Origin of the sequence: Bradyrhizobium sp. URHA0013 (assembly GCF_000518345.1) — a bacterium.
GTDB lineage: Bacteria > Pseudomonadota > Alphaproteobacteria > Rhizobiales > Xanthobacteraceae > Bradyrhizobium.
Map to the genome: position 1 here is coordinate 847,931 of NZ_KI912426.1, position 12,677 is coordinate 860,607.

Here is a 12,677-nt window from a genome sequence, read left to right on the forward strand (position 1 = left end):
CCGCTTCGCCTCTCCTCGCGTGCGGGAAGAGGCGAGAACAGTCAGGTCGCGATGAGCAGGAACGTGATCCGGCGCAAATCGATCGAGCCCCGATCGCCATCGGAGGCCGACCACGACGCGCGCGACGGCGGGGTGCAATCCGTCGACCGCGCGCTGTCGATCCTCGAGACATTGTCCGAGGACGACGAGGGCTATCGCCTCAGCGACCTCGCTGTTCGCACCGGGCTCTCCGCCTCGACCGTGCACCGCTTGCTCGCCACGCTGGAAAGCCGCCGCTTCGTCCAGTTCGACCGCGCCGAATCCAAATGGCATGTCGGCGTGCGCAGCTTCACGGTCGGCGCGAGCTTTGCGCGGCGGCGCAATTTCAGCGCCCAGGCCATCCCCTATTTGCGCAAGCTGCGCGATCTTACCCGCGAGACCGCTAATCTTGCCATGGTCGACGACGAGTTCATCATCGTGCTGACCCGCATGGAGAGCCGCGAGATCATGCGTTCGCTGACCCAAGTCGGCGGCCGCGTCCCCATGGTGACCTCCGGCGTCGGGAAGGCGGTACTCGCGACCTATTCCGACGAGGACGTCGGTGCCGTCATCCGCCATCACGGCATGCCACGCTTGACCGAGAAATCCATCGTGCGGCCGAGCGATCTGTTCAAGGAGCTCGAAAAGATCCGAAAGCAAGGCTACGCGCTGGATGATGAAGAAGCCTGCATGGGCCTGCGCTGCGTTGCCGCGGTGGTCTACAACGACTGCGCCGAGCCGCTCGCGGCGATTTCGGTCTCCGGCATGACGAGCCGGCTGACCGATCAGCGGTTACCGGAAATCGGGCAGATCGTCCGCGATGTTGCTGCCGAACTGACGGCCGCGCTCGGCGGGGCAGTTCCGACACCCCGCTAATCGGAAACCCGGGGTATGTCACTGGACAGTGTCGGCTGTTTTGGCTGATATGCGACCAAACGACACGATGCGGCAAACGTCCGCATGAGCCCGGAGACGTCCCATGTTTCAACTTCCCGCGCGCCTCGTCGGCGCAGCCGTCGCGCTGACCCTTGCGGCAGCGACGCCGGCCTTTGCCCAGCAGCTCGAGCTCAAGCTGATGGCACCGGCGGCGCCGGGCGGTGGCTGGGACCAGACCGCGCGCTCGATGCAGCAGGCGCTGGTCGCTGCCGGCGTCGCACGCAGCGTGCAGGTCACCAACGTTCCCGGCGCAGGCGGCAGCGTCGGCATCGCGCAGTTCGTCAACGGCGCCAAGGGTGACGGCAACCAGCTGATGGTCAACGGCTTCGTCATGGTGGGCGCGCTCGCCATGAACAAATCACCCGTCACGCTCGAACAGGTGACGCCGATCGCGCGCCTCACCGAGGAAATCCAGGTGATCGTGGTGCCGGCGAATTCACCGATCAAGACCGCGCAGGATCTGGCCGCAGCGGTGAAGGCCGACATCGCCAAGGTGACCTTCGCGGGCGGCTCGGCCGGTGGCGTCGATCATGTGATGGCGGCATTGTTCGCCGGCGCCGTTGGCGCCGACGCGAAGAAGATCAACTACATCCCGTTCTCGGGCGGCGGCGAGTCGCTCGCCGCCATTCTCGGCGCGAAGGTCACTGCCGGCATTTCCGGCCTCAGTGAATATGACGGGCAGATCAAGTCCGGCAAGCTGCGCGCGATCGGCGTGACCTCGGAGAAGCGCATTCCAGGCAGCGACATCCCGACCTTCAAGGAGCAGGGCATCGACCTCGTGATCGCCAACTGGCGTTCGGTGGTCGCGCCTCCCGGAATCACGCCGGAGCAGCGCAAGACGCTGAGCGACGCGGTCGAGAAGATGGTGAAGTCGGACGCCTGGAAGGACATCCTCAAGCAGAAGGGCTGGGAGGATGCGTATCTCGGCGGCGACGCCTTCGCCGACTTCCTGAAGAAGGAAACCGTGCGCGTCACCGACGTGCTGAGATCAGTCGGCCTGGTCAAGTCATGACCTCGGGCGATCCGGTCCAGCCGCCGCGGTGCGTTGATCGCGCCGGCGTCGTCATTGCTGCGTTGCTCGCAGGTCTTGCCGCGGTGCTGGTCTGGGACGCGCGCGGCCTGCAATCGACCACGATGTACGGGATGGGGCCGGAAGCCATGCCGGTCGTGATCGCCTCCGGCCTCGCGCTGCTCGCGATCGGCAATCTCATCGACGCGCTGCGCGGTCATTTGCCGGCGCGCGAGAGCGCCGATCCTGTGCCTGTGGTCTTGATCCTCGCTGGTCTTGCGCTGCTGATCGGCATCATTGGCTTCGGCGGCGGGTTCATCCTGGCGACGTCGGCGCTGTTCGTCACGACCTCGGCAGCATTTGGGCGCCGCGCCGTCCTGGTCGATTCCGCCATCGCCCTGGTGATGTCGATCCTTATTTACCTCGCGTTCGACCGGCTGTTGACGTTGAGCCTTCCCGCCGGCCCCCTGGAGCGACTGCTGTGATGGACACTTTTGCCGCGCTGGCGCATGGCATGGCGGTCGCCGTCCAGCCGATGAATCTCCTCTACGCCCTGATCGGCGTGTTCCTCGGCACCGCCGTGGGCGTGCTGCCCGGCATCGGCCCGGCGTTGACGGTCGCGCTGCTGCTGCCGGTGACGTACAAGCTCGATCCCGGCGGTTCGCTGATCATGTTCGCCGGCATCTACTATGGCGGCATGTATGGCGGATCGACCACGGCCATCTTGATCAACACGCCCGGCGAGAGCGCCTCGATGGCGACGGCGCTCGAAGGCAACAAGATGGCCAAGGCCGGCCGCGGCGGGCCGGCGCTCGCGACCTCCGCGATCGGGTCCTTCGTCGCGGGCACCATCGCCACCATCGGGCTTGCCTTTCTCGCGCCGTGGCTAGTCGATTTCGCCGTGCGCTTTGGCCCGGAGGATTATTTCGCGCTGATGTGCGTCGCCTTCGTCACGGTGTCGGCGACCTTCGGCGATTCCCCGATCCGCGGCCTGACCAGCCTGTTCATTGGTCTGACGTTGGGCCTCGTCGGCATCGACAAGCTGACCGGTCAGGCGCGGCTTGCGTTCGGCGTGCCCGAACTGCTCGACGGCGTCGAGGTGACGACGCTCGCGGTCGGCCTGTTCGCGGTGGGCGAGGCGCTCTACGTCGCGTCCCGCCGTCACCACACCGAGGAGAAGCTCGAGCCGGTGCGCGGCTCGCTGTGGATGACCAAGGAAGACTGGAAGCGATCGTGGAAGCCGTGGCTGCGCGGCACCATGTTCGGCTTCCCGATCGGTGCGCTGCCCGCCGGCGGCGCGGAGATCCCGACCTTTTTGTCCTATTCCTGCGAGAAGCGGCTGACCAAACATCCCGAAGAATTCGGCAAGGGCGCGATCGAAGGCGTCGCAGGACCGGAGGCCGCCAACAACGCTTCGGCTGCGGGCACGCTGGTGCCGCTCCTGACGCTGGGATTGCCGACCTCGGCGACGGCCGCGATGATGCTGGCGGGCTTCCAGCAATACGGCCTCAACCCGGGGCCGCTGCTGTTCGCCGAGCGGCCCGACCTCGTGTGGGGCCTGATCGCGAGCCTGTTCATCGCCAATTGCATGCTGCTGGTGCTCAATCTGCCGCTGGTTGGCCTGTGGGTGCGGCTGCTGGCGATCCCGCAGCCGTGGCTCTATGCCGGCATCCTCGTGTTCGCGACCATGGGCACCATCGCGGCAAAGCCGTCCGTGGTCGAACTGTCGATGCTGGCCGGCTTCGGCGTGCTCGGCTTTCTGATGCGGCGGTTCGATTTTCCGATCGCGCCCGTCGTGGTCGGCCTGATTCTCGGCCCGATCGCCGAGAGCCAGCTGCGTCGCGCGCTCGCGATCAGCCTCGGCGATCCCATGACGCTGCTCCAGAGCCCGATCTCGGCGACGCTGCTTGCGCTGGCGTTGATCGCGCTGCTGGCACCCTTCGTGCTGAAAGGGATGGGACGCTTCAAAGCGAACGAGGACTAGCCATCCCGACGCGAGCGTCTTCTAATGCTACGTTCATCTCGTGGGAAAAGTCATGCCGTCAGAGCTCCGTTCGCCCCGTCTCGCTGTCCTGATTGATGCCGACAATGCTTCGGCAAAGATCGCCGATGGACTCTTCGGGGAGATTGCCAAGATCGGCGAGGCCAGCGTTCGCCGCATCTACGGCGACTTCTCCAATGCCAGGTCGAGGGGCTGGGCCGACATCCTGTCGAAGCACGCCATCATCCCGCAGCAGCAGTTTGCCTATACGACCGGCAAGAATGCCTCGGACATCACCTTGGTCATCGACGCGATGGACCTGCTTCACAGCGGCCGTTTCGACGGCTTTTGCCTGGTGTCCTCGGACAGCGATTTTACCCGTCTCGCCGCCCGAATCCGGGAGCAGGGCATCGATGTCTTTGGGTTCGGCGAACAGAAGACGCCGGAGAGCTTCCGGCAGGCCTGTCGAAGGTTCGTCTACACGGAGAACCTGCTTCCCGCGCCGGCGAACACCCAGGACCCCGCCTCGAGATCGACGTCGCTTCAGCCGCTCGATGCCGCAACCCCCATCATCAAGAAGGTCATCACCCAGATGGAGAGCGAGGACGGCTGGGTGACGCTCGGGGAAGTCGGTCGCCAACTTGCCAATCTCGCGTCCGATTTCGATCCTAGAACGTTCGGCTTCCGCAAACTGAGCGACCTCGTGCGAAAGACCAATTCCTTTGAGATCGACGAGCAGAACGGGAGGTCGATGCGGATTCGGGTCAAGCCCGCTGCCGCACCGGCCCCGCGAAGGCGGAACTCGCGCAGACCCGCGAGGCCGGCGGCGGCAGGCGGTTCGACGCCTAAGGCGTAAGCAGGGCGTGCCGTTATATTTGCGCTTGCCCGGTCGGGCGCGGAGCGTAACCATCGCAGGGCCATAACGCCACGCGAGGGTCCTGATGACCAGACTTACCCGCTTCGCCGTCGCACCGTTGCATTCGATGACCCGGCGTCTCGCCGATGTGGCCTCGGCCCGTGTCGCGCCGGATCTCGTCGTCACCGGCGCGCGCGTGCTCTCGACCTATTCGGAGCGCATCCATCAGGGACGTGAGGTCTGGATCACCGGCGGCCGCATTGCGGCGGTGAAGCCGGCTGGAACGGCCCAGAAGGCCTGGAGCGGCGTCACGACCTACGATGCCGCTGGCGGCATTATCGCGCCGGGCCTAGTTGATCCGCACATCCACATCGAATCCTCGATGGTGACGGCCTGCGCCTATGCCGAAGCCGCCCTGCTCAACGGCACCACCACGATCTTCTGCGACAGCCACGAGATCGGCAACGTCATGGACGTCGCCGGCGTCGAGGCGATGCTGGAGGACGCGCGCGAGGCGCCGTTGTCGATCTTTTTGACCGTGCCAAGCACGGTGCCGGCCACCTCAGCCGCACTCGAGACCGCGGGTGGCGACCTCACGCCCGACAAGATCGCCGGCCTGTTCGACCGTTGGCCGGAAGCGGTCGCGCTCGGCGAGAAGATGGACTTTGTGCCTGTCACCATGGGGGACGAGCGAAGCCACGCCATCCTCGCCGCCGCCCTGAAGCGCGGGCGCCCGGTGTCCGGTCATGTTTATGGCCGCGAGTTCGTTGCGGCCTATGCGGCGAGCGGCGTCACCGACACCCATGAGGCGATCGACCGCGACATCGCCGACGATTTGCTCGATGCCGGCGTCTGGGTGTTCCTGCGCGGGGGACCGCCGACCACGCCATGGCACTCGCTGCCGCAGGCCATCCGCACCATCACCGAGCTCGGGGCCTCGCACAAGCGCACGGCCGTGTGCACCGACGATCGCGATGCCGACGATCTCCTGCTATTTGGGCTCGATTGGGTGGTGCGCGAAGCCGTGAAGGCAGGGATGTCGCCGGAGCAGGCCTGGTCGATGGGCTCGCTGCATGGCGCGACGCGCTTCGGCATGGACAGCGATATCGGCGGGCTCGGCGGCGGCCGCCGCGCCGATCTCGTGCTGATGGACGATAACCTCGAGCCGCAATCGACCTGGTACGGCGGCGAGCTGGTGGTCGAGAACCGCAAGATCACGCCGAAGCTCGATCAGGCGCTGTCGCGGCGCTATCAATATCCGAAGGCGGCCTATGCGACCGTGAAGCTGCCCGAGAAGGTCAAGCTAATACCGGAACTGCCGGTGAAGGCCTGCACCGTCAACGCGATCAAGACCGCGTTGCCCGGCATCACGCTGATCCATGAGAAGATCGCGATCGAGCCCGCAAAGGACTGGCCGACGCTGTTTGCGCGCTACGGCCTGTGCTTTGTCACGGTGGTCGAGCGCCACGGCAAATCGGCCGGCAATGTCGCCTATGGCCTGTTGAAGGACTTTGGCCTGAAGCGCGGCGCGGTCGCCTCCAGCGTCGGCCACGACAGCCACAACATCATCGTTGCCGGCACCAACGAGGCCGACATGCAGGTCGCGGTCGCCGCCATCAAGGAGCAACAGGGCGCCGTCTGCCTCGTCGCTGACGGAAAGGTGAGGGCGCTGGTGCCGTTGCCGATCGCTGGGCTCCTGTCCGACAAGCGCGTCACGGAGGTGGCGGAAGAGGTCAAGGTGCTGAAGAAGGAATGGGCGGAAGCCGGCTGCACCATCCCCTACATGGGCTTCAATCTGATTCCGCTGTCGGTCATTCCGGAAATTCGTATCACCGACAAGGGCCTTGTGCTGGTGCCGCAGATGCAGCTGGCGCCGCTGTTCGAGTGAGCGCTTTCACGCGAGTCTCGATCTAACTGACTGAAGCTACCGCGATTTTTCCGCGGCTGCCGCATCGTGGAAAATAAAATCGATCTCGTTGAGTGAAGCCCTCGCGGGCCCGATGATCTCGCTCGAGCCAATGCAACTCAAGCGAGGTCCGATATGGCGAAGATGCGAGCCATCGATGCTGCCGTGCGAATTCTGGAGAAGGAAGGTATCTCGACTGCCTTTGGCGTTCCCGGGGCGGCGATCAATCCGCTTTACTCAGCGCTGAAGAAGCGCGGCTCGATCCGCCATATCCTGGCGCGGCATGTCGAAGGCGCCTCGCACATGGCCGAGGGCTATACGCGGGCCAAGGCAGGCAATATCGGCGTCTGCATCGGAACCTCGGGGCCGGCCGGGACCGACATGATCACCGGGCTCTATTCGGCGATCGCCGATTCCATCCCGATCCTCTGCATCACCGGGCAGGCGCCGCGCGCGCGGCTCTACAAGGAGGATTTCCAGGCCGTCGATATCGAGTCGATCGCAAAGCCCGTGACCAAATGGGCGGTGACGGTGCGCGAGCCGGCGCTGGTGCCCCGCGTGTTCAGCCAGGCGTTTCACGTGATGCGCTCGGGAAGGCCCGGCCCGGTCCTGATCGACATGCCGCTCGACGTGCAGCTCGCCGAAATCGAGTTCGACGACGAGACCTATGAGCCACTGCCCGTCTACAAGCCGACCGCGACCCGCAAGCAGGTCGAGAAGGCGCTGGAGATGCTCAACGCGGCCGAACGTCCGCTGATCGTCGCGGGTGGCGGCGTGATCAACGCCGACGCCTCGGATTTGCTGGTGGAATTCGCCGAGATCGCCAATGTGCCGGTCGTGCCGACGCTGATGGGGTGGGGGGCCATCCCCGACGACCACGTGCTGATGGCCGGCATGGTCGGTCTTCAGACCAGCCATCGTTACGGCAATGCCACCATGCTCGAATCCGATTTTGTGCTCGGCATCGGCAACCGCTGGGCAAACCGCCACACCGGCTCGGTCGAGACCTACACCAAGGGTCGCACCTTCGTGCACGTGGATATCGAGCCGACCCAGATCGGGCGCGTGTTCAATCCCGACCTCGGCATCGTCTCGGACGCGAAGGCGGCGCTCGAACTGTTCGTCGCCGTCGCCAGGGAGTGGCGCCGCTCAGGCAGGTTGCGCGAGCGCCAGGCGTGGCCCGCTTCCTGCCGGGACCGCAAGAAGACGATGTTGCGCAAGAGCCATTTCGACAACGTCCCGATCAAGCCCCAGCGCGTCTACGAGGAGATGACCAAGGCGTTTGGCCGCGACACCTGCTACGTCACCGTGATCGGCCTTTCGCAAATCGCCGGTGCGCAGTTCCTGGGCGTCTACAAGCCGCGCAACTGGATCAATGCCGGGCAGGCGGGGCCGCTCGGCTGGACCCTACCTGCGGCGCTCGGCGTGCGCGCGGCGTGCCCGGATCGCGACATCGTCGCGCTCTCGGGCGACTACGACTTCCAGTTCCTGATCGAGGAGCTCGCGGTCGGGGCGCAGTTCAACCTGCCCTACATCCACGTCGTCGTGAACAATTCCTATCTCGGCCTGATCCGCCAGGCCCAGCGCAGCTTCGACATGGACTATCACGTCCAGCTCTCCTTTGAGAACATCAACGCGCCCGAGCTCGGCGGCTACGGCGTCGATCACGTCGCTGTCGCCGAAGGGCTCGGCTGCAAGGCGATCCGCGTCACCGATCCCAAGGACGCGCAGGCCGCGTTCGCCACCGCACGCGAATGGATGGCGAAGTACCGCGTGCCTGTGATGGTCGAGTTCATTCTCGAGCGCGTCACCAACATCGCGATGGGCACGGAAATCGACAACGTCGTCGAGTTCGAGGAGGTGCTGGACCTGCCGCTCGACGAGGTCGCGACCGCGCGGCCGGGCGTGCTGCAGCCGGCGGAATAGGGGACCAGCATCATGCCGAAATTCGCCGCCAACCTCACCATGCTCTTCAACGAGATGCCGTTCATGGACCGTTTCGCCGCGGCCAAAGCGGCGGGCTTTTCCGGGGTCGAGTACCTCTCCCCCTATGATTTCGACAAGGCGCAGTTGCGCGAGCAGCTCGACAGCCATGGGCTGATGCAGGTGCTGCACAATCTGCCGGCCGGCAATTGGGCGGCGGGCGAGCGCGGCATCGCGATCCTGCCGGATCGTGTCAGCGAGTTCAGGGACGGCGTGTTTCGTGCCATCGACTATGCCAAGGCGCTGGATTGCGAGCAGCTCAACTGTCTCGTCGGCATCGCGCCTATCGATGCCGATCCGCGCGAGCTCAACGAGACGCTGGTCGGGAATCTGCGCTTTGCGGCGTCGACCCTGGCGCGGGAGAACATCAAGCTTCTGGTCGAGCCGATCAACACGCTCGATATCCCCGGCTTCTTCCTTAACGGCACCGCGCAGGCCGTGCAGCTGATCTCCGAGGTGCGCTCGAACAATCTGTTCATCCAGTACGATATCTACCACATGCAGATCATGGAGGGCGATCTCGCCCGTACCATGCAGGAATGTCTCCCGCAGATCGCGCACATCCAGCTCGCCGATAATCCCGGCCGCCACGAGCCTGGCACGGGCGAGATCAACTATCCCTTCCTGTTCCGCCATCTCGACGCGATCGGGTATCGCGGCTGGATCGGTTGCGAATACAAGCCGCGCACGACGACGCTGGGCGGCCTGTCCTGGCACGCGGCGCAGACTTTCGAGACCTGAGGAAACTTTGACATGATCGACATCGGCTTTATCGGACTTGGCACCATGGGACGGCCGATGGCCGGTCATCTTCTGGCCGCAGGCCATCGCGTTCTCCTGCACGATGTCGGGCCGGTCGCACCCGAGCTGATCGCCGCCGGCGGCGTTGTCTGCAAGTCAAGCAAGGAGGTTGCGGAGGAGGCGGATGCGGTCATCATCATGGTGCCGGATACCCCGCAGGTGGAGGCCGTGCTGTTTGGCAAGGACGGCGTCGCGGGCGGCATTTCCAAGGGCAAGATCGTGGTCGACATGAGCTCGATCTCGCCGCTGGCGACCAAGGAGTTTGCGAAGAAGATCGAGGCGCTCGGCGCGGATTATCTCGACGCACCGGTGTCAGGCGGGGAGGTTGGTGCCAAGGCGGCAAGCCTCACCATCATGGTCGGTGGCCCCGAGCGCGCCTTCAACACCATGAAGCCGATCTTCGACCGGGTGGGAAAGAACGTCACCCGCGTCGGCGCCAATGGCGACGGCCAGACGACGAAGGTCGCCAACCAGATCATCGTCGCGTTGACGATCGAGGCGGTCAGCGAAGCGCTGCTGTTCGCGTCGAAAGCCGGTGCGGATCCGGCGCTGGTGCGGCAGGCCCTGATGGGCGGCTTTGCGTCTTCGCGGATTCTCGAAGTGCATGGCGAGCGCATGGTGAAGCGCAATTTCGATCCCGGCTTCCGCATCGAGCTGCACCAGAAGGATCTTAACCTCGCGCTTGAAGGCGCCCGCGCGCTCGGCCTGTCGCTGCCGAGCACCGCAGTGGCGCAGCAACTGTTCTCGTCCTGCGCCGCGCATGGCGGCAAGGGCTGGGACCATTCGGCGATGGTGCGCGCGCTGGAACTGATGGCGGGGCACGAGATCGCCGCGGCCTGAACTGTTACCGGGTAACAGTCTCCGTTGTGGTTCTGCCTAGATCGGGCGAGGGAACCGGAACAATGATCCGGCCCCGCGGTTGAAGGCGCACAACAATCACTGGAGACATAAGCACATGAAAACCCGTCTTGCGATTTCGTTGGCTGCCGCGTCGCTGCTGGCGTCGAGTGCGGCCTTTGCTCAGTCGACGACCGAAGAGGGCGCCAGGAACGGCGCACGCGCGGGCGGCGACATTGGCGGTCCGGTCGGTGCGATGGTCGGTGGTACCGTCGGTGCAGCCGTGGGCGCCGGCCTTGAAATTCCGAACGCGATCCTGGGCGGAATTCCGCGTGATGATTCCGTCGTGGTTCACGAGCGCGTCGTGGTCGGCGAGCCCCTGCCGCCGACCGTGGTGCTGCGGCCCGTGCCGAACTACACCGAGTATCGCTATGCGGTCGTGAACGATCGCCGCGTGATCGTGGAGCCGCGCACGCGCCGCGTCGTCAAGATCATCGACTGATCAATCGGAGCGTGAGCTTTGAAAGGCGGGCCCTGCGGAGCATCACTCCGCGGGGCCTTGGCTCGTCAGGGCCGAATTTGCGCGAAACCGCGTCAAGGCCCAATCGGCGACGGCCGCGAGGGCGAAGCCGATGCAGGTGGTGCCGGCATCGACCAGAAAGTCCTCCAGCCGCGCATGTCGTCCCGGTGCCCAGAATTGCATCAGTTCGAGCAGGCCGTTCAGCACCACAGCGATGGCTGTAGCCGACAGGCGGCGGCGCGGATAGGCGAGGCCGAAGGCTAGTCCCACTAGGACGAAGGCGAGGGCGTGTTCACCGTCCTGGCCAAGGTCGGAATGGGGCCGCAGGCCGGGCGGGCCGAGGGTTGCAAAGGCGACGGCGGCGGCAAGCAGCCAGGCAGAGGAGCGAACCAAAATGGACATCCGCACCGCTTAGCATGGATTGCAGCAGCCTGCCGAGGGGCCGGGATCAGATCGCCGTGTAGTTAATGACGAAACGTTAAAGCGGCTCACGCACGCCCAGGCCGTGCATGAAGCGTTCCCGGATTTGTACGGGGTCGCGTCGGGTGGCGCCGACGCCAGGCTTGTCATCGATACGAACGGCGATCAGGCTCGGCTCGCCGGCCGACATGGCTTCTTCGACCAGACGCTCGAAATCCTCCTCGTCCGCGGCCCAGGCGCTGTTGGCAAGCCCGGAGCCGGTCGCGATGGCGACGATGTCAGCCACGTTCGCGGCCGGTGTCGGCTGCGCGCCGGTGATCTGATAGATGCCGTTGTCCATTACGATCATGGTGAGGTTCTTCGGCTTCAACGCCGCAATCGTCGAGAGCGCGCCGAGCTGCATCAGCAGCGAGCCGTCGCCTTCGAGCGCGAAGACGCGCCGGTCCGGCTGCGCCAGCGCCACGCCCAGCGCGATCGGGAAGGCGAGCCCCATGCTGCCGAGCATGTAGAAATTCTGTGGACGGTGGCCGGCGGCCCAGAGGTCGAAATTGGTGTTGCCGATGCCGCCGATCACGGCTTCCTCGTGCTCGAGTTTCGCAATCAGGCGCGAGGTGACGTCGAAGCGGTTCATGACCTTGGTGTTGCGCGCGTCTATATTCATTTGGGCCGGCCTCACTTGTCGAACACCTTGCCGCCCGTGAGCAGCGGGTTGAGGATCAGCGCCACCGGCGCCTGCGTCGTCACGGCCTGCTTGATCGAACGGTCGGCAATGAATTCGAGCTCGTCGAGCCGGGTGATGGTGTGATGCTCCAGCGCGAGCGAATCCAGCACCGGACGCATGGTGCGGCAGACCAGTGACTGGCCGTAGTTGAACTCGCCGAGCGTACCGCGCTCGGACACGAACATGATCAGCGGGATCTGGTAGGGCACCGCGAGCGAGGCCAGCACGTTGGCGAGCGTCGCAAAGCCGGAGGTCTGCATCAACACCGCGCCTCGTCGTCCGCCCATCCATGCGCCCGAGACGATGCCGACGGCCTCCTCCTCACGGGCGGTGGCGAAGGTGGTGAAGAACGGATCGGCGTGCAGGTTCTTGATCAGCGGCGTCAGCACGCGGTCGGGGACGTAAGGGACGAGGCTGATCTCGTTCCGCTTCAGGGTTTGCAGGACGATGCCGTGCCAGCTCTTGTCACTGGAGGTCTGCGCCGTCTCGGACGAGGTCTGTTGCTCCGCAATCGGCATTGCGTTCTCCCTTCGGCCGCGCATGCTTCTTGGTCTTTGTCGTTGTCTTGGCCGTCGCGGCGGTCTGCCGAACTTGACGCGGCGGACGGGATTGTCAACATGTCCGGGCTGCACCGTGATCTGCGCCAGGCGGCCTGCCGCGGCCGGCGGCGCCGTGTCATAAGCGGCAAT

General features: G+C 65.2%; 13 protein-coding genes. 10 read left to right on the forward strand and 3 right to left on the reverse strand.

Annotated features, from left to right (window positions below; all coding sequences use genetic code 11):
* Positions 1–51: 51 nt before the first annotated feature.
* The 10 genes from N551_RS0124555 (at position 52) to N551_RS0124600 (ending at position 10,829) form a co-directional block, all read left to right on the forward strand.
* On the forward strand, positions 52–894 hold the full coding sequence (locus N551_RS0124555) for an IclR family transcriptional regulator (RefSeq protein WP_027569149.1): 843 nt from the start codon (positions 52–54) through the stop codon (positions 892–894).
* 103 nt (positions 895–997) lie between these two features.
* The gene (locus N551_RS0124560; protein WP_018458586.1) at positions 998–1,966 is read left to right on the forward strand and encodes a tripartite tricarboxylate transporter substrate binding protein; all 969 of its coding nucleotides are present in this window, start codon (positions 998–1,000) and stop codon (positions 1,964–1,966) included.
* Positions 1,963–2,448: a tripartite tricarboxylate transporter TctB family protein gene (locus N551_RS0124565; protein WP_027569150.1), complete on the forward strand. Its 486-nt coding sequence runs from the start codon at positions 1,963–1,965 to the stop codon at positions 2,446–2,448. Before N551_RS0124560 ends, N551_RS0124565 begins: the two co-directional genes overlap by 4 nt.
* Positions 2,448–3,947: a tripartite tricarboxylate transporter permease gene (locus N551_RS0124570; RefSeq protein ID WP_027569151.1), complete on the forward strand. Its 1,500-nt coding sequence runs from the start codon at positions 2,448–2,450 to the stop codon at positions 3,945–3,947. The genes N551_RS0124565 and N551_RS0124570 overlap by 1 nt, the downstream gene beginning before the upstream one ends.
* A 52-nt stretch (positions 3,948–3,999) precedes the next feature.
* Positions 4,000–4,800: an NYN domain-containing protein gene (locus N551_RS0124575; protein WP_027569152.1), complete on the forward strand. Its 801-nt coding sequence runs from the start codon at positions 4,000–4,002 to the stop codon at positions 4,798–4,800.
* 85 nt (positions 4,801–4,885) lie between these two features.
* Positions 4,886–6,688: an adenine deaminase gene (locus N551_RS0124580; RefSeq protein WP_027569153.1), complete on the forward strand. Its 1,803-nt coding sequence runs from the start codon at positions 4,886–4,888 to the stop codon at positions 6,686–6,688.
* A gap of 153 nt (positions 6,689–6,841) precedes the next feature.
* The gene (gene gcl / locus N551_RS0124585; RefSeq protein WP_027569154.1) at positions 6,842–8,632 is read left to right on the forward strand and encodes a glyoxylate carboligase; all 1,791 of its coding nucleotides are present in this window, start codon (positions 6,842–6,844) and stop codon (positions 8,630–8,632) included.
* A gap of 12 nt (positions 8,633–8,644) precedes the next feature.
* Positions 8,645–9,430: a hydroxypyruvate isomerase gene (hyi, locus tag N551_RS0124590; RefSeq protein WP_027569155.1), complete on the forward strand. Its 786-nt coding sequence runs from the start codon at positions 8,645–8,647 to the stop codon at positions 9,428–9,430.
* Between the two features lie 12 nt (positions 9,431–9,442).
* Positions 9,443–10,330, forward strand: coding sequence for a 2-hydroxy-3-oxopropionate reductase (locus N551_RS0124595; RefSeq protein WP_027569156.1), 888 nt, complete (start codon positions 9,443–9,445; stop codon positions 10,328–10,330).
* Positions 10,331–10,445: 115 nt separating this feature from the next.
* On the forward strand, positions 10,446–10,829 hold the full coding sequence (locus N551_RS0124600) for a DUF1236 domain-containing protein (protein WP_007593296.1): 384 nt from the start codon (positions 10,446–10,448) through the stop codon (positions 10,827–10,829).
* Between the two features lie 42 nt (positions 10,830–10,871).
* Here N551_RS0124600 and N551_RS0124605 read toward each other — a convergent pair whose 3' ends face one another.
* The 3 genes from N551_RS0124605 to N551_RS0124615 form a co-directional block, all read right to left on the reverse strand.
* The gene (locus N551_RS0124605) at positions 10,872–11,249 is read right to left on the reverse strand and encodes a hypothetical protein (RefSeq protein WP_027569157.1); all 378 of its coding nucleotides are present in this window, start codon (positions 11,247–11,249) and stop codon (positions 10,872–10,874) included.
* A gap of 76 nt (positions 11,250–11,325) precedes the next feature.
* Complete coding sequence (locus N551_RS0124610) at positions 11,326–11,928, reverse strand: thiamine pyrophosphate-dependent enzyme (RefSeq protein WP_027569158.1); 603 nt, start codon at positions 11,926–11,928, stop codon at positions 11,326–11,328.
* Between the two features lie 11 nt (positions 11,929–11,939).
* Positions 11,940–12,506 carry a thiamine pyrophosphate-binding protein gene (locus N551_RS0124615; RefSeq protein ID WP_027569159.1) on the reverse strand — a complete coding sequence of 189 codons (567 nt, stop codon included), beginning with the start codon at positions 12,504–12,506 and terminating at the stop codon, positions 11,940–11,942.
* Positions 12,507–12,677: the final 171 nt, after the last annotated feature.